Source organism: Allobosea sp., assembly GCF_030694325.1.
In the GTDB taxonomy this organism is placed as follows: Bacteria; Pseudomonadota; Alphaproteobacteria; order Rhizobiales; family Beijerinckiaceae; genus Allobosea.
The window spans coordinates 1-16201 of the sequence record NZ_JAUXYO010000304.1; the positions used below are offsets into that span (position 1 = coordinate 1).

A 16201-nucleotide genomic window follows, 5' to 3' on the forward strand; every position below is an offset into this window, starting at 1 on the left:
GATGACATGGGCCGGATAGGTCACCTCGTCGGCATCGACGCGGATGAAACCCGGCTCGACCTTGGTGTAGCGTCGCCACAGCGCCTGATTCTCCCAGGCCGGGCCGGAGCCACCGAAGGCCTCGCGCATCAGCGGCGCGGCATAGGCGATGAACTCCTGTGAGCGGCAGGCCTGCATCTCGACCAGCAGCGACTGGCTCTCATGCAGGCTCATGCCCCGGGCCTGGCCGACCGGCTGGTGGAGATAGGCCTGCGGCCGACCCTGTTCGTAGAGCGCATGCCCGGTTTCGTGCAGCACGCCCATCAGCGCCTTGGCGAAATCGGCCTCGTCATAGCGGGTGGTGATGCGCACATCGTTGTCGGCGCCGCCGCAGAACGGATGGGTAGAGACGTCGAGCCGCCCGCGCTCGAAATCATAGCCCAGCGCCGCCATCATCCGGAGGCCGAGCGCCCGCTGCGCCTCGATCGCGAAGGGCCCTTCCGGATCGGGCGTCCGCGGGCGCCGCGCCTGCACCGCCAGCACCTCTTGCGTGAAGCCCGGCAGGAAGGCGGCAAGGTCGTCGAACAGCGCGTCGATGGTCGCCGAGCGCCCGCCCGGCTCGTAATCGTTGAGCAGCGCGTCGTAAGGCGACAGCCCGAGCGTCTCGCCCTTGGCCCGGCCGATCTCACGTTGCAGCGTGAGCACCTCGGCGAGATAGGGCAGGAGCCCGGCGAAATCGCTCTCCGCTCGCGCCTGCCGCCAGCGCATCTCGCAGGCTGAGATGGCCTTGGACGACGCCTCGACGAGATCGGCCGGCAGGGCGGTTTCCACTGTCCAGAGCCGTCGGATTTCGCGCAGATTGGCCCGCTCCCAGGGCCCGAGCCCATCCTGCGCCTCGGCCTCCGCCAGCCAGTCGCCGATGCGCTCGTCGGTGGTCTGCCCGTGATGCATCACCCGCAGCAGCGCCAGGCTCTCCGCCCGCGTGCCGGCGGCCCCCTTCGGCATCATCACGTCGTTGTCCCATTGCAGGATGCCGATGGCGTTCCCGAGCGCGGCGGCCCGGCCGAAATGGGCGGAGAGGTTCGCATAGGCGGTCATGGCAGCTCGTCTCGATTGATTGTGGCAAATCCCGCCGAGTCATCCCGGGCGACCGAAGGGAGACCCGGGATCCATTCCGGAACGATAGCGGAAAGGGTCAGGAATGGATCCCGGCTCTCCGCTACGCTTCGGCCGGGATGACAGCGGAGACTGAACCCGCGCTCACCCGAACAACGTCTTGAACTGCCGCGGCTGCGAGCGGAGATACTGGTTGGGCACCTTGAGCGTGGCGCCGAGTTGGGCCGCGGCGTGCCAGGGCCAGCGCGGATCGTAGAGGATGCCGCGCGCGATGCCGACGAGATCGGCGTCGCCCGTGCCGATGATCGCCTCCGCCTGTTCGGCCTCGGTGATCAGCCCGACCGCGATGGTCGGCAGGCCGGTCGCCTGCCTCACCGCCCGCGCGAAGGGCACCTGGTAGTTCGGCCCGAGCGGGATCTGCTGCGCGCCGGAATTGCCGCCGCTGGAGACATGGATGAAATCGGCCCCGCGCGCCTTCAGCGCCTGCGCGAAGGCGAGCGTCTGCTCGAGGTCCCAGCCGCCCGGCACCCAATCGGTCGCCGAGAGCCGCATGCCGACCGGATAGCCGGCCGGCACCACGGCCTTGACCGCCTCGAAGGCGGCGAGCGGGAAGCGCATCCGGTTCTCCAGCGAACCGCCGAACTCGTCCTCACGCCTGTTCGACAGCGGTGAGAGGAACTGGTGCATCAGATAGCCATGGGCGCCGTGCAGCTCGATCGCGGCCAAGCCGAGCCTGACCGAGCGCCGGGCCGCTTCCGCGAAGCGCTCGCAGAGCCGCGCGATGTCGTCGGCGCTCAGCGCGCGCGGGTTGCGGGCATGGCCGTCGAAGGCGACCGGGGAGGGGGCGACCGTCTCCCAGCCGCCGGCCTCGAGGGTGAGCTGCCCGCCGCCATGCCAGGGCTGCGCCACGGACGCCTTGCGCCCGGCATGGGCGAGCTGGATCGCGATCGGCATGTCCGACCAGGCGCGCACGGCCTTCAGCGTCTTCGCGAGAGCGGCTTCCGTGCCGTCGTCCCAGAGCCCGACATCCTGCGCGCTGATCCGCCCCGCCGGCTCGACGGCCGTCGCCTCGATGATCAGCAGGCCCGCACCCGAATGCGAGAGATTGCCGAGATGGATCGTGTGCCAGTCGGTCGTATGGCCGTTCTCGGCAGAATACTGGCACATCGGCGCGATGACGATGCGGTTGGCGAGGGTCAGTCCGCCGAGTTGGTAGGGGCTGAAAAGCTGGGTCATGGACAATCCCGTGGCATGAAAAGGCTCGCGATCATCACGCGGCGTGCGGCCAAGTCCAGTCGCGGCAGCGGGCGACCGCCATGCGGCGCCCGCGCTCACGATCCTGTCAGCCCATCAGCCGCCCGGGTTCAAGGCTTCAGGTAGGGCACCCGCACCCCCTGCTCGGCGAAGGTGCTTCGGTTGCTTTGCTGGTGCTTCTTGATCTCGGCGCGCGCGACCGTGCGTAAGTGCACCTCGTCGGGGCCGTCGATGAAGCGGAGCGCCCGGCCCCAGGAGTAGATGAAGGCCAGCGGCGTGTCGTTGGAGAGCCCTGCCGCCCCGAAGACCTGCATCGCCCGGTCGGCGATCTTGGTCTGCAGCCGCGTCGCCACCACCTTGATCGCCGAGACCTCCGTGCGGGCGGCCTTGTTGCCATGTTTGTCCATCATCCAGGCGGCGCGTAGGCAGAGCAGCCGCGCCTGGTCGATCTCCATGCGCCCCTCGGCGATCCAGTCCTGCACATTGGCGTAGTCGGAGAGCGTGCGGCCGAAGGCCTTGCGCTGCAGCGCCCGCTCGACCATCAGTTCGAGCGCGATCTCGCACTGGCCGATCGAGCGCATGCAGTGGTGGATGCGCCCTGGCCCCAGCCGCGCCTGCGCCAGCGCGAAGCCCGCGCCTTCCTCGCCGAGCAGGTTGGCGGCGGGCACGCGCACGGCGTCGAAATCGGTCTCGGTATGCCCCTCCGGCGAATGGTGGTTGAGCAGCGGCAGGTTGCGCATCACGCTGACGCCGGGCGCATCCATCGGCACGATGATCATCGAATGGCGCTTGTGCGGGTCGGCATCCTCGGCGAGGTCCGACAGCCCCATCACGATGCAGAACTTGACGTTGGGATGCAGCGCCCCGGTCGTCCACCATTTCCGCCCGGTGACGATGTAGTCGTCGCCGTCGCGGATGATCGTGGTCTGGAGATTGGTCGGGTCGGAGGAGGCGACCCCTGGCTCGGTGATGCCGACGCAGGAGCGGATCTCGCCGTTCATCAGCGGAACCAGCCAGCGTTCGCGCTGCTCCGGCGTCGCGAAGAGATGCAGGATCTCCATGTTGCCGGTGTCGGGCGCGTTGCAGTTGAACACCTCCGACGACCAGTAGATGCGGCCCATGATCTCGGCCAGAGGCGCATATTCGAGGTTGGAGAGCCGCGTTCCCGGCTCGTCGGGCTTCAGTGCCGGCAGGAACAGGTTCCACAGCCCTTCCGCCTTGGCGCGCGCCTTCAGCCCGTCGATGAGCGCGATCGGATAGCGCCCCGCCTCGACCTCCTCGCGATAGCGGGCGTCCGCCAGCTGGACATGCGCGTCCATGAACGCCTGCAGCCGCGTGCGCAGCTCCTCGACCTTGGCGGAATAGGCGAAATCCATGGTGTGTCCTCGCTAGACTTTGAACGCTTCATCTCAAACGCGCCGTCATCCCGGGCGACCGCAGGGAGACCCGGGATCCATTCCGGAACCTCACCGGCGAGCACTCCGGAAGGGATCCCGGATCTCCGCTTCGCTCCGTCCGGGATGACGGAGGATGTGAGTCATGGTCCCGGATCCTGATCAGGTCGCCTCGATCACGGCTTCTGCGCGCAGCGCGAAACTCTCCGCCATCTCGCCGACCGCGACCGCATTCTCGGCCGCGGCATTGCCGGCCTTCGCCCGCGCCGCGATGCCGTCGAGGATCACCGCGAAGCGCAGCAGCGAGAAGGCGAGGTGAAAGCGGCCCGGCCCCTCGGCCCGGCCGGCAGCCCTGCAGTAGCGGTCGAGATAGGCGTCCTGCGTCGGAATGCCCAGCGCCTTTCGATCGAGCCCGACGATGCCGGCATACATGGCCGGCGTCGAATGCCAGGGCAGGCAGGAGAAGGCGACATCCGAGAGCGGGTGGCCGAGCGTCGAGAGCTCCCAGTCGAGCACGGCGATCACCTCGGGCCGATCGGGCGCGAACATCAGATTGCCGAGCCGGAAATCGCCATGGACGATGGTCGTCTCCGGCGTCTCGTCGAGATGCTCCGCCAGCCAGGCGAAGACGCGGTCAACCGCCGGGATGGCCTGAGTCTTCGTCTCCCGCCATTGCCGGCCCCAGCGGGCGATCTGGCGGGCATAGTAGTTGCCGGGCTTGCCGAAATCGGAAAGCCCGGCCGCCTGCCAGTCGAAACCGTGCAGTGCGGCCAAAGTCTCCGCCATGGCGAAATACATCGCTTGACGGTCGTCAGCCGTCACGCCGGGCAGGGCGGTATCGTGGAAGACGCGGCCCTCCAGCCGCTCCATCAGGTAGAAGGGCGTGCCGACCACGCCCTCGTCTGCCTCGAACAGCAGCACAGGCGGTACCGGGACGGGCGACCCCGCCAGCGCCGTGAGGATGCGGTATTCGCGATCCACCGCATGGGCCGAGGGCAGCAGCGGCCCGGGCGGCTTCTTGCGCAGCACGAGCCGCGTGCCGGCCTCGGGATAGGACAGGAAGAAGGTCGGGTTGGACTGGCCGCCGCTGATCCGTTCCAGCCGCATCGGTCCCGCGGCCCGGCCGGGCAAGGCGGAGCGCAGATAGACATCGAGGCGGGCGGCGTCGAAGTCGAGCGGAGCGGGGGCGGGCGCAGGCATGGTCGGCATCATCGGCAGGGCAAGCGGCGGGGTCAACGCGACCCACGGATCACGATGTCGCGCCGCCCCTGCGGCGCGACGCGCCAATGGCATATCGGCACCGCCGCGTCAGGCGGCCGGACGCAGGCTCGCGAGAAAATGCTCGACGAGATCGCTGATCATGCCCGCCGAGGCTTCCACCTGCACCGCCGCGCTGTCGAGCTCGATCGACATCTTGGCGACGTCGCCGATCGAGAGCCGCGCGGCCTTTGCGGAGCCGAGGCCCTCGCGGGTGCGGGTCGCGGCTTCCTGCGTGTCGGCGGCCATGTCGGTCGTGGCGCTCGACTGCTGCTGCACCGTCTGCGCGATCGAGGCAGCCGATTGCTCGAGCCGCCCGATCGTCAGACTGATCGAATCGACATGCCGGACGCAGATGTCGGTCGCGGCCTGGACCTGGGCGATCTGCGTCGCGATCTCGCCGGTTGCGCTGGCGGTCTGGTGGGCGAGCGATTTGACCTCGGCGGCGACGACGGCGAAGCCGCGGCCAGCGGCGCCGGCCCGCGCCGCCTCGATCGTGGCGTTGAGCGCGAGCAGGTTCGTCTTCGTCGCGATCTGCTCGATCAGCGTGACGATCGAGCCGATGCGTCCGGTCGCCTCCGTCAGCATCGCCATCGAATCGGAGACCTCGTGCGTATCGGCGACGGCCGCCGCAGTGATCGTCGAACTCTGCTGGGTCTCGCTGCTGACATGGTCGAGTGCGCTGACCAGCAGGTTCGTCGCGGCCACGGCGCGGTCGATCCGGTCCGTGCAGGCCCGCGCGGCCTCCTCCGCCACCGTCGCCTCGCGGTCGGCCTGGCCGCTGCGGTAGAGGCTGGTCGCCGCATAGTCGCGCAGCGTGCTCGCGGCGACCCGCAGGCTCTCGGAGAGGTCGCCGATCTGGGTCTGGAAGGAGGACGCGGCCAGATGCAGCTCGTTTTCGCGCTGCGTCAGCCCGATGCGGCTGGCGCGCTGGTGGCAGGATGTCGCGGCCAGCGCGTCGCACAGGATCAGCCGCGTCAGCGCCGCCGCATCGGCCATGGCGGCGCGGCTGCCGAAGCGCCGCCGCCGCCCGATTTCCGCAAAGAGCGGCTCGATCAGCCGCAGCGCCGTGCCGAGCCGGGTGCGGATGCCCATGGCGTCGCCGAAGGCGCTCGTCGCGGCACGGTTGAGATCGGCCGCGTAGTCATCGCTGAATTCGGCGCGGAAGAGCATCTCGAAATGCCGCTGCTCGGACTCGACGATCGGCGCGCGGTGCCGTTCGACCTGGACTCTCATATCCGCGACGTTCTGCTCGAGATGGTCGCAATAAGCCGTGCAGGCGGCGTGGGTCCGCGCGGTCACGACCGGCAGAAGGGAGCGCGCGACATCGCGCGCGCGCTCGTCGACGCCCGAGGCGACGAGCAGTTTCTCGATACCCGCGCGGGTGATCGCGGCGGGACGTTCGGGGGAGGAGGGATCCTGGGTCAAGATGCGCCTTCGCCGGAGTTTCGCCGGCTAGACCCTCTCATGAATCCCTTAAACAAAACCGGCGCGAATTGAGCGGCTTTTTCGCGCCGATTTGAGCGTATCCTTAAGCCGCGTCGAGCCCGTAGAGCGAGTGCAGGGTGCGCACCGCGAGCTCGGTATAGGCCGCGTCGATCAGCACCGAGAACTTGATCTCGGAGGTGGTGATGGCACGGATGTTGATGCCCTTCTCCGACAGCGCCCGGAAGGCGCGCGCCGCAACGCCGGCATGGCTGCGCATGCCGACGCCGATGGCGGAGACCTTGACCACGTCGGTCGCGCCCTGCAGCGCCTGGTAGTGGATCTGCCCGTGCAGGCTCTCCAGCAGCGTCTTGGCGCGCTCGTAATCGGCGGTCGGCACGGTGAAGGTGATGTCGGTCGTCGCCTGGTCGTCGGAGACGACCTGGATGATCATGTCGACATTGATGTTGGCATCCGCCAGCGGGCCGAAGATGGCCGCGGCGACGCCCGGCTTGTCGGCCACGCGCCGGAGCGTGATCTGGGCTTCGTCGCGCGAGAAGGCGATGCCGGTGACGATCTGCTGTTCCACGATGTCGTCCTCGTCGCAGATGAGGGTGCCTGGATTGGGATGGGTGGGGTCGTCGAAGGAGGAGCGCACATAGGTCGGCACGCGATGCACCATCGCGATCTCGACCGAACGCACCTGGAGCACCTTGGAGCCGAGCGAAGCCATCTCCAGCATCTCCTCGAAGGAGACCCTGTCCATGCGCCGCGCCTTGGGCACGACGCGCGGGTCCGTGGTGTAGACGCCGTCGACATCGGTGTAGATGTCGCAGCGGTCGGCCTTCAGCCCCGCCGCGATGGCGACCGCCGAGGTGTCCGATCCGCCGCGGCCGAGCGTGACGACGCGGTTCGTCTGCGCATGCACGCCCTGGAAGCCCGAGCACACCGCGATCTCGCGGTTGCGGTCGAAACCGGCGAGGATGCCGGCACCGTCGACGCTCTCGATGCGCGAGGAGCCATGCGCGTCGGAGCCGTAGATCGGGATCTGCCAACCCTGCCAGGAGCGGGCCGGCAGCCCCATCTCCTGCAGCACGATCGCCATCAGCCCGGAGGTCACCTGCTCGCCCGAGGCCACGACGACGTCGTATTCGGCGCGGTCGTGGAGCGCTGCGGCCTCCTTGCACCAGCCGACCAGCTCGTTGGTCTTGCCTGACATGGCGGAGACGACGACCGCGACCTCGTGGCCGGCGTCGAATTCCCGTTTGACGTGCCGGGCCGCGTTCTTGATGCGCTCGACGGTTGCGACGGACGTGCCGCCGAATTTCATCACCAGACGGGCCATGGCGGTCCAGAGGCTCTCGAAACCAAAGAAGATCCCGACGAGCGGGACGAAAGGTCACCCTCGCGCCGGGCGCAGGGCGCGTGTAGATGACGGGCAGCGGCAGGCCTGTCAATGCGACGATGGCCCGGCCGGCTGCAACGAAGGGAGCACGAGCATGACGGCGACCGCACGGACGCAGGGTGCAGCCCCGGACGGGTCCACCATCGACCCTGCCGAGGTGGCGCGCTTCGAGGGCATCGCCCGGACCTGGTGGGACCCCAAGGGCCCGATGGCGGTGCTGCACAAGTTCAACCCCGTGCGCCTCGCCTTCATCCGCGACCTCGCCTGCGCCCGCTTCGGCCGCGATCCCAAGACGATCCGCTCCCTCGATGGACTCACCCTCGTCGACATCGGCTGCGGCGGCGGCGTCCTCAGCGAGCCGCTGGCGCGACTGGGCGCTCAGGTGACGGGGCTCGACCCGGCGCCGACCAATGTCGCGGTCGCCCGCGCCCATGCCGAGGCCGCGGGCCTTGTCGTCGATTACCGCCAGGAGACGATCGAGGCGCTCGTCGCCGGGGGCGCGCGCTACGACATCGTGCTCGCGATGGAGGTCGTCGAGCACGTCGCCGATGTCGAGGCCTTCGTCGCAGCCTGCTGCGCGGCGGTGAAACCCGGCGGCCTCTTGGTGATGGCGACGCTGAACCGGACGCTGAAATCCTATGCGCTCGCCATCGTCGGGGCCGAATACGTCCTGCGCTGGTTGCCCCGCGGCACCCATGACTGGGAGAAGTTCGTGAAGCCCGAGGAACTCGGCGACGCGATCGCCCGCGGCGGCCTTGATCTCGGCGAGACCACGGGCGTGACCTACAACCCGCTGACGGACCGCTGGTCGGCCTCGCGCGACGCCGACGTCAACTACATGATGGCGGCCTACCGGCCGGCCTGAATCCCGCAGGCGTTCACAGCCAGCGCCGGATCACCGTCAGCAGGATCAGCAAAGCGAGCCCGCTCCCGAGCGCCACCAGCGAGGTCGTCAGCGCCGGATTGGTGCCGATCGCGTAGCCCAGCTTGCGCCAGGCGAGCGTGCCGAGCACCGCGCCGCCGATCACGATGAAGCCGTTGAGGATGATGCCGAAGGCGCCGTCACGCAGCAGCAGGTCGGAGATCCATCCGAACAGCAGCAGCGTCACGCCCACGATCGCCAGGAACAGCACGAGCTGCGGCGTCGACATGTCCGGCAGTCCAAGCATCAGGATCAGCGTGCGCACCGAGCATCCTCCGGAGAGGCCGCTATTGTAGGGAGCGTGGGTTAAGGGGATGCTGCTATCGGGAAAGCCGGCCGCGTCACAGGCCTGGGCGCCTGGGTTGCGCGGTGAGAGAGCCCCGGCGCCGCCTTCCATGCCGTTCTGCTGCGTTGCATCATAGTTCGTTCGGCCTATGGCGCGGCGCAGCATATGATGCATGATCTCGGTCAAATCTGCTGCAGCCGCCGCAGGCGGCCGTCAATCGGCAGACCAAGCAGGGGAGAGACGACCATGTCGAAGCCGCAGGCCGCCGCGCAACCGCTGAAGGACCTCTACGAACTGGGCGAGCTGCCCCCGCTCGGCCATGTGCCGGCGAATATGTATGCCTGGACCATCCGCCGCGAGCGGCACGGGCCGCCGCAGGACAGCTTCCAGGTCGAGGTCGTTCCGACCTGGGCGATCGGCGAGGAGGAGGTGCTGCTGCTCGTGATGGCCGGCGGCGTCAACTATAACGGCATCTGGGCGGGCCTCGGCCAGCCGATCTCGCCCTTCGACGTCCACAAGCAGTCGCTCCACATCGCCGGCTCCGATGCCTCGGGCATCGTCTGGGCGGTCGGCTCCAAGGTGAAGCGCTGGAAGGTCGGCGACGAGGTCATCGTCCACTGCAACCAGGACGATGGCGACGACGAGGAGTGCAATGGCGGCGACCCGATGTTCTCCTCCTCCCAGCGCATCTGGGGCTACGAGACGCCGGACGGCTCCTTCGCTCAGTTCTGCCGGGTGCAGTCGCGCCAGCTCATGGTCAAGCCGAAGCATCTCTCCTGGGAGGAGGCGGCCTGCTACACGCTGACGCTCGCCACCGCCTATCGCATGCTCTTCGGCCACGCCCCGCACACGATCAAGCCCGGCGACAATGTGCTGGTCTGGGGCGCCTCGGGCGGCCTCGGCGTCTTCGGCGTGCAGCTCTGCGCGGCGTCGGGCGCCAACGCCATCGGCGTGATCTCGGACGAGACCAAGCGCGACTATGTGCTGGGCCTCGGCGCCAAGGGCGTGATCAACCGCAAGGATTTCAACTGCTGGGGCCAGATGCCCAAGGTCAACAGCCCGGAATACGATCTCTGGGTCAAGGAAGCCCGCAAGTTCGGCAAGGCCATCTGGGACATCACCGGCAAGAAGGACGTCGATATCGTCTTCGAGCACCCCGGCGAGGCGACCTTCCCGGTCTCCTGCCTCGTTGCCAAGCGCGGCGGCATGGTGGTGTTCTGTGCGGGCACCTCGGGCTTCAACATCACCTTCGACGCCCGCTATGTCTGGATGCGGCAGAAGCGCGTCCAGGGCTCGCATTTCGCCCATCTCAAGCAGGCGAGCGCGGCCAACCAGTTCGTCATCGACCGGCGCCTCGACCCCTGCATGTCCGAGGTCTTCCCTTGGGACAAGATCCCGCTCGCCCATCACAAGATGTGGAAGAACGAGCACGCGCCCGGCAACATGTCGGTGCTGGTCTACGCCCCGCGCACGGGCCTGCGCACCTATGAGGACGTGGCGGAGGCGCTGGCGGGGTAGGGCGCGCAGTCTGGCTTGCGCTCCGGAGCGATAACACTTAAACGTTCGGTAAAGTAATGCACCGAACGGGGATACCATGTCGCTCCAGCTCTATGCCCACCCCTTCTCCTCCTATTCGCAGAAGGTGCTGATCGCGCTCGACGAGAGCGAGACGCCCTACCAGCTCCGCCTGCTGAGCAGCGAGAACCCGCAGACCGGCGCGGAATTCGCCGCGCTGTGGCCGCTGAAGCGCTTCCCGGTGCTGGTCGACGGGGCCGAGACCATCGTCGAATCCAGCATCATCATCGAGCATCTAGAGCTGCATCACCCCGGCGCGCGCGCCCTGCTGTCGCAGGATCCGAAGCAGGCGCTCCAGGTCAGGCTGATGGACCGCTTCTTCGACAACTACGTGATGACGCCGATGATGCGGATCGTCTTCGACCGGATCCGGGCGGAAGGTGAACGCGACCCTGTTGGCGTCGCCGAGGCGCGGGCGCTGCTCGATGCCGCCTATCAATGGCTGGATGGCAAGCTCGCCGGCCGCCAATGGGCCTGCGGCGGCGAATTCTCCATGGCCGACTGCGCGGCCGCGCCATCGCTGTTCTACGCCGACTGGGTCCACGAGATCGACGCTGCCTATCCCGACACCCGCGCCTATCGCGCCAGATTGCTCGCACGCCCGTCCGTCGCGCGCGCCGTCGAGGCGGCGCGGCCCTATCGTCACCTCTTCCCGCTCGGCGCTCCGGATCGGGACTGAGCGGCTCCCGCAGTCGCGGCATGGCGGCGGCGCGTCCCGACGCTGTCACGGGCGGCGGAAGGGCTGTAGAGCATCGCGCTCCCGAAAGCCGGTTCCATGCTGTCCTCGCCCCTGTTCCTGCGCGCCGTCCCGCTCCTGTTCACCTTCCTCTGGTCGTCGGGGTGGATCGTCGCGGGCTATTCGGCCCAATACGCCGACGCGCTGACCTTCCTGGCGCTGCGTTTCGCCACGGCGGGCCTGCTGCTGGCGGCCCTGTCGCTGGCGGTCGGCGCGCCCTGGCCGCAGACGCCGCGCGGCTGGGTCGACTGCGCGATTGCCGGCGTCCTGCTGCACGCGATCTATCTCTGCGGCGTCTGGTGGGCGGTGCGCCATGGCCTGCCGGCCGGGATCTCGGGCCTGATCGCCGGGCTGCAGCCGATCCTCACCGCGCTGCTCGCGCCGGCTTTGGTCGGCGAGCGTATCTCCTTGATCCGCTGGGCCGGCATCGCCTTCGGTTTCCTCGGCATCGCCCTGGTGCTGGAGCCCAAACTGGTCGGGGTCGACCCCGCGGCGCTGTGGGGCATCCTCGTCCCCGTCGCGGTGAACATCGTCGGCATGGTCGCGGTCACCTTTGGCTCCTTCTTCCAGAAGGCGCGCATCGTCTCGGGCGACCTGCGGACCGTCACGACGATTCAGTATGCCGCCGCCTTCGCCTTCACGCTGCCGCTCGCCTTCGCGCTCGAGCCGATGCGGATCGAATGGAACCTGACCATGGCGCTCGTGCTGGCCTGGTCGGTGCTGGCGCTGTCGCTGGGCGGAATCGGGCTCTATCTGCTGATCCTGCGCCGGGGCGAGGTCTCGCGCATCGCGACCTTCCTCTACCTCGTGCCGGCTCTGGTCGCCGTCGAGGCCTGGATCCTGTTCGGCGAAACGCTGACGCCGATCCAGATCGCCGGCATGGCGCTCACGATCGTCGGCGTCGCGCTCGCCAGCCGCAGATAGCATTGCTGCGGCATCGGCGGGACATGCGGCGATCTTGCGCCGAAAGAGGCATTCCGCCTTCGAAAATCTCGCCCTATGCTGCGACGCACAAGGGAGAGCAACCATGAGCGCACAAGCCGCCGTCCATGTCGCCGATGCGGCCCCCGCGAGCGCCACGGCGCTGATCGCCGCCGCGCTGCCGGGCTTCGAGACCCTGCTGCAGAACGCCGTCGCGGCGGTGCGCGCGAGCGTCACCGTGGAGGGGAAGATCTCGTCGGCCCGGCTGGAGGCCCAGCAGCACGCCGCGCATGGCCTCGCCTGGCTCGCGACCTATGTCATGGCGCTGCGGGAACTGAAGGCTTATGGCGAGCGCCTCGCCACGGAGGACCGCTACGGCGCGATCGAGGATTACGCCATCCGCATCGGCGCCGGCGAATATGCCGCGCAGATCCTCGGTGGCATCCCGATGAGCCAGGGCGAGATCGTGCGCCTCGCCGCGCTCGGCCTTTCCGAAAAGGCCATCGCCGACGCCGACACACCGGCCACCCGCGCCCTGATCGCGCAGGGCAACACGCCCGAGAACCGCGCCCGCCTCGTCGACCTGTTCAGCCAGGATGATGGCGCCGCGGGCGTCGGCGATCCCGGCCTCGACGAGACGCTGGAGGCGATCCGCTCCGAGATGCGCCGCTTCTGCGCTGCGGAGGTGAAGCCCCACGCCCATGAGTGGCACCTCAAGAACGACTACATCCCGATGGAAGTCGTCGAGAAAATGGCCGAACTCGGCGTCTTCGGCCTGACGATCCCCGAGGAATTCGGCGGCATGGGCCTGACCAAGGTCTCGATGTGCGTCGTCTCGGAAGAGCTGTCGCGCGCCTATATCGGCGTCGGCTCGCTCGGCACCCGTTCCGAGATCGCCGCCGAACTCATCCTCTGCGGCGGCACGGCCGAGCAGAAGGAAAAGTGGCTGCCGAAGCTGGCCTCGGGCGAGGTCCTCCCCACCGCCGTCTTCACCGAGCCCAACACCGGCTCCGACCTCGCCAGCCTGCGCACCCGGGCGGTGAAGGAAGGCGAGGGGGACAAAGCTGTCTGGAAAGTCTCCGGCAACAAGACCTGGATTACCCATCCCGTCCGCGCCGACATCATGACCCTGCTGGTGCGCACCGACCCTTCGGAGAGCGGCTACAAGGGCCTCTCCATGCTGATCGCCGAGAAGCCGCGCGGCACGGATGAAGATCCCTTCCCGGTCGCCGGTCTGACCGGCGGCGAGATCGAGGTGCTCGGCTATCGCGGCATGAAGGAATACGAACTCGCTTTCGATGGTTTCACCGTCAAGGGCGAGAACCTGCTCGGCGGCGTCGAGGGCCAGGGCTTCAAGCAGCTCATGCAGACCTTCGAGGCCGCCCGCATCCAGACGGCGGCGCGCGCCGTCGGCGTCGCCCAGTCGGCCTTCGATCTCGGCCTGCGCTATGCCCGTGAGCGCATCCAGTTCGGCAAGAAGCTGATCGCCTTCCCGCGCGTGGCCGACAAGCTGGCGATGATGGCGGCCGAGATCATGATCGCCCGCCAGCTCACCTATTTCGCCGCGCGCGAGAAGGACGCCGAGCGCCGCTGCGATCTCGAGGCTGGCATGGCCAAGCTGCTGGGAGCCCGCGTCGCCTGGGCGGCCGCCGACAACGCGCTGCAGATCCACGGCGGCAGCGGGTTTGCGCTCGAATATGCGATCAGCCGCGTGCTCTGCGACGCCCGCATCCTCAACATCTTCGAGGGCGCGGCGGAAATTCAGGCGCAGGTCATTGCGCGGCGGCTGGTCGAAGACGAACAAGCCGCACGCGCCGCCTAATCTTTGGGCAGTCGCAACAACGGCAAATTTACGCTTTTCATGCTTGGCTCAGGAGGATGTGCCGCGGCGGAACCGTTTCCGGATGCTTCTGATCACCGACCGGTCTGACGGGAACCCCGAGCTGGCGCGCCGGCTTGGCCTCCTGATGCCCTGCACGGTCCTGATTTTGGGGCGCGAGGCGCCGAAGGGCGACCAGCTGCCTTCGATCATCGTCGGCGATGTCGATCTCTCCCGGCGCGAGACCGTCGAGGCGATGCGCGAGGCCCTGGCGCGCCATCGCGACAGGGGCGCGCCCTATCTCGGCCTGGTGCGCGAGATGACCGTCCGCTCCGCCATCCAGGCGCGGGCCATCGGCGCGACGGAGGTGCTGCCGGTCGACGCCCCGGCTGCGCTGCTCATCAAGACCATCGACCAGCTTCTCGGCGAAGGGGAGGGCGGCGATCCCGCCAGGGGCACGGTCGCCTTCACCCGGGCCCAGCTCGCCACCGCAGCGGCCTCGCTCGCGGACATGCTCGGGGCGGTCGCGAGCGGGGGAGCGGTCCCGCTGCGGGCCGTCGAAGCCTCTGTCGAGGCGATCGAGCAGGCGGCCGGCGCCAGCGACATCGGCGACCTGCTGCAGGTCGTCTGGAGCTATGACGATCTGACCTACCAGCACTGCATGCTGGTCGCCGGCCTGGCGGCCAGCTTCGCCCATCAGCTCGGCTTTTCGGTGGAGGACCGCAAGCTGGTGACGCGCGCCGCCGTCCTCCACGACATCGGCAAGGCCCGCATCCCGCTCGACATCCTGCACAAGCCCGGTGCGCTCGATCCGGACGAGCAGGCGGTGATGCGCGGCCACCCGGTGATCGGCTACGAGATGCTGCTGAAGCAGGGGGGGCTTCGGCCCGAGGTGCTGGCGGCGGTGCGCTCCCACCACGAATATCTCGACGGCTCGGGCTATCCCGACGGGTTGAAGGACGCGGAAATCGGCGACATCGTGCGGATGATCACGATCTGCGACATCTACGCGGCGCTGATCGAGCGACGCAGCTACAAGCCGCCGATGGCGCCCGACCAGGCCTATGCCATGCTGGTGCTGATGGGCACCAAGCTCGACGCGGCGCTGGTGCGCGCCTTCGAAGCCGTCGTGCTGAAGACCTCCCAGGCGGCTTAAGTCAGCGGAAGGTGTGAACGACGGTAGCAGGGCCATGAGCGGCCCAGCTGGATTGGCTGCGTCAGCCTCAGGCCGCGACCACGGCCAGCCTGAGCCCAAGCGCCTTCGTCGCCTTGGCCAGTGTCTCGAGCGTCGGGTTTCCGCCCGGGCGGAAGGCCTTGTAGATCGCCTCGCGGCTGAGTCCGCTCTCGGCCGCAAAAGCCGTAACGCCCCGCGCACGGGCGATGTCCCCGAGCGCGGCGGCGATGAAGGACGGATCGCCCTCTTCGAGTGCGGCCTCGATATAGGCGGCCTGCTCCTCGGGGGTCGTGAGATAGTTCTGGACGTCGAATTCACGCATTGCGTTCGGCATCGAACATTTCCTTCACCAACAGCTTGGCCCGCGCGATGTCCGCAGACTGGCGGCGCTTGTCACCGCCGCACAACAGGATCACCAGCTTCGGGCCTCGCTGGACGAGATAGAGCCTGTAGCCCGGCCCATGATCGATCCGCATCTCGCCGATGCCGTCGAAGAATTTGACGTCCCCCAGATTGCCGAGCTGCGCCCTTCTGATGCGGACGAGGATCCGGGCACGGGCCGAGACATCGCGAAGATTTCCCAGCCACCCAGAGAATTCAGTCGTCTCCACGACCTCGATCATGTGTATCATAATACACAGGCATTCGCCGGCGGGTCAATCGGCATTGCTGCATGGCCAGCCGCCGGGGCGCGCGCCTCAGACCTCCCGCAGCGAGCGCGGCATCGTCACGGGCCGCGCCTCGCGCGCCTGCGCCGCCAGCCGCACCGGCGCGTTGACCGCCCCGAACCCGGCATAGCCGCCGCGCCGCTCGACGATCTCGAAGAAGAAGCGCTGCGCGAAGACATGGCTGTAGACCTGCAGGAATTCGGCCTCGCCGTCGCGGTCGTAGAGGATGTGGTGGGCGCGAAGCTGGTCGATGAAGGCGGGATCGAGCCC

15 protein-coding genes and 1 pseudogene are annotated in these 16201 nt (G+C 68.3%); 6 read left to right on the forward strand and 10 right to left on the reverse strand.

What is annotated here, in order from left to right; translation table 11 throughout:
- From Q8M82_RS19615 to Q8M82_RS19640, 6 genes are all read right to left on the reverse strand, one after another.
- The coding region (locus tag Q8M82_RS19615; protein ID WP_305692977.1) for a carboxypeptidase M32 at window positions 1–1077 on the reverse strand (1077 nt) is incomplete at its 3' end.
- A 162-nt stretch (window positions 1078–1239) separates the two neighbouring features.
- Entirely contained in the window at window positions 1240–2337 is a 1098-nt protein-coding gene (locus Q8M82_RS19620) for an NADH:flavin oxidoreductase/NADH oxidase (RefSeq protein ID WP_305692978.1), read from the reverse strand.
- A 122-nt stretch (window positions 2338–2459) separates the two neighbouring features.
- The gene (locus tag Q8M82_RS19625) at window positions 2460–3725 is read right to left on the reverse strand and encodes an acyl-CoA dehydrogenase family protein (RefSeq protein WP_305692979.1); all 1266 of its coding nucleotides are present in this window, start codon (window positions 3723–3725) and stop codon (window positions 2460–2462) included.
- A gap of 180 nt (window positions 3726–3905) precedes the next feature.
- Entirely contained in the window at window positions 3906–4943 is a 1038-nt protein-coding gene (locus Q8M82_RS19630) for a phosphotransferase family protein (RefSeq protein ID WP_305692980.1), read from the reverse strand.
- Window positions 4944–5051: 108 nt separating this feature from the next.
- The gene (locus Q8M82_RS19635; RefSeq protein WP_305692981.1) at window positions 5052–6428 is read right to left on the reverse strand and encodes a methyl-accepting chemotaxis protein; all 1377 of its coding nucleotides are present in this window, start codon (window positions 6426–6428) and stop codon (window positions 5052–5054) included.
- Between the two features lie 103 nt (window positions 6429–6531).
- Window positions 6532–7770 (reverse strand): aspartate kinase, encoded by a 1239-nt coding sequence (locus Q8M82_RS19640; protein WP_305692982.1) that lies wholly within the window; start codon window positions 7768–7770, stop codon window positions 6532–6534.
- A 154-nt stretch (window positions 7771–7924) separates the two neighbouring features.
- Here Q8M82_RS19640 and ubiG point away from each other — a divergent pair, with 154 nt between their 5' ends.
- Window positions 7925–8695, forward strand: a complete 771-nt coding sequence (gene ubiG / locus Q8M82_RS19645; protein WP_305692983.1) for a bifunctional 2-polyprenyl-6-hydroxyphenol methylase/3-demethylubiquinol 3-O-methyltransferase UbiG — start codon at window positions 7925–7927, stop codon at window positions 8693–8695.
- Window positions 8696–8708: 13 nt separating this feature from the next.
- Here ubiG and Q8M82_RS19650 read toward each other — a convergent pair whose 3' ends face one another.
- Window positions 8709–9017: a hypothetical protein gene (locus Q8M82_RS19650; RefSeq protein WP_305692984.1), complete on the reverse strand. Its 309-nt coding sequence runs from the start codon at window positions 9015–9017 to the stop codon at window positions 8709–8711.
- Between the two features lie 267 nt (window positions 9018–9284).
- Between Q8M82_RS19650 and ccrA the strand changes: the two genes are divergently transcribed.
- From ccrA to Q8M82_RS19675, 5 genes are all read left to right on the forward strand, one after another.
- Window positions 9285–10556, forward strand: coding sequence for a crotonyl-CoA carboxylase/reductase (gene ccrA, locus Q8M82_RS19655; RefSeq protein WP_305692985.1), 1272 nt, complete (start codon window positions 9285–9287; stop codon window positions 10554–10556).
- 76 nt (window positions 10557–10632) lie between these two features.
- Window positions 10633–11292: a glutathione S-transferase family protein gene (locus Q8M82_RS19660; protein WP_305692986.1), complete on the forward strand. Its 660-nt coding sequence runs from the start codon at window positions 10633–10635 to the stop codon at window positions 11290–11292.
- A 96-nt stretch (window positions 11293–11388) separates the two neighbouring features.
- Window positions 11389–12273, forward strand: a complete 885-nt coding sequence (locus Q8M82_RS19665; RefSeq protein ID WP_305692987.1) for a DMT family transporter — start codon at window positions 11389–11391, stop codon at window positions 12271–12273.
- A 103-nt stretch (window positions 12274–12376) separates the two neighbouring features.
- Complete coding sequence (locus tag Q8M82_RS19670; protein WP_305692988.1) at window positions 12377–14092, forward strand: acyl-CoA dehydrogenase family protein; 1716 nt, start codon at window positions 12377–12379, stop codon at window positions 14090–14092.
- A gap of 82 nt (window positions 14093–14174) precedes the next feature.
- Window positions 14175–15245: an HD-GYP domain-containing protein gene (locus Q8M82_RS19675; protein WP_305692989.1), complete on the forward strand. Its 1071-nt coding sequence runs from the start codon at window positions 14175–14177 to the stop codon at window positions 15243–15245.
- Window positions 15246–15312: 67 nt separating this feature from the next.
- On the opposite strand, the gene Q8M82_RS19680 is transcribed toward Q8M82_RS19675, so the two are convergent.
- The 3 genes and pseudogenes from Q8M82_RS19680 to Q8M82_RS19690 form a co-directional block, all read right to left on the reverse strand.
- Window positions 15313–15597 (reverse strand): addiction module antidote protein, encoded by a 285-nt coding sequence (locus Q8M82_RS19680; RefSeq protein WP_305692990.1) that lies wholly within the window; start codon window positions 15595–15597, stop codon window positions 15313–15315.
- On the reverse strand, window positions 15578–15886 hold the full coding sequence (locus Q8M82_RS19685; RefSeq protein ID WP_305692991.1) for a type II toxin-antitoxin system RelE/ParE family toxin: 309 nt from the start codon (window positions 15884–15886) through the stop codon (window positions 15578–15580). Before Q8M82_RS19685 ends, Q8M82_RS19680 begins: the two co-directional genes overlap by 20 nt.
- A gap of 75 nt (window positions 15887–15961) precedes the next feature.
- A pseudogene (locus tag Q8M82_RS19690) lies at window positions 15962–16201 on the reverse strand (3-keto-5-aminohexanoate cleavage protein); the annotation flags it as partial.

Bases quoted from the DNA above. Each gene is read 5' to 3' on its own strand.
- Q8M82_RS19685 (WP_305692991.1), bottom strand. From the start codon at position 15,886: ATGATCGAGGTCGTGGAGACGACTGAATTCTCTGGGTGGCTGGGAAAT.
- Q8M82_RS19630 (WP_305692980.1), bottom strand. From the start codon at position 4,943: ATGCCTGCGCCCGCCCCCGCTCCGCTCGACTTCGACGCCGCCCGCCTC.
- Q8M82_RS19640 (WP_305692982.1), bottom strand. From the start codon at position 7,770: ATGGCCCGTCTGGTGATGAAATTCGGCGGCACGTCCGTCGCAACCGTC.
- Q8M82_RS19675 (WP_305692989.1), top strand. From the start codon at position 14,175: ATGCTTCTGATCACCGACCGGTCTGACGGGAACCCCGAGCTGGCGCGC.
- Q8M82_RS19680 (WP_305692990.1), bottom strand. From the start codon at position 15,597: ATGCCGAACGCAATGCGTGAATTCGACGTCCAGAACTATCTCACGACC.
- Q8M82_RS19670 (WP_305692988.1), top strand. From the start codon at position 12,377: ATGAGCGCACAAGCCGCCGTCCATGTCGCCGATGCGGCCCCCGCGAGC.
- Q8M82_RS19665 (WP_305692987.1), top strand. From the start codon at position 11,389: ATGCTGTCCTCGCCCCTGTTCCTGCGCGCCGTCCCGCTCCTGTTCACC.
- Q8M82_RS19660 (WP_305692986.1), top strand. From the start codon at position 10,633: ATGTCGCTCCAGCTCTATGCCCACCCCTTCTCCTCCTATTCGCAGAAG.
- ccrA (WP_305692985.1), top strand. From the start codon at position 9,285: ATGTCGAAGCCGCAGGCCGCCGCGCAACCGCTGAAGGACCTCTACGAA.
- ubiG (WP_305692983.1), top strand. From the start codon at position 7,925: ATGACGGCGACCGCACGGACGCAGGGTGCAGCCCCGGACGGGTCCACC.
- Q8M82_RS19625 (WP_305692979.1), bottom strand. From the start codon at position 3,725: ATGGATTTCGCCTATTCCGCCAAGGTCGAGGAGCTGCGCACGCGGCTG.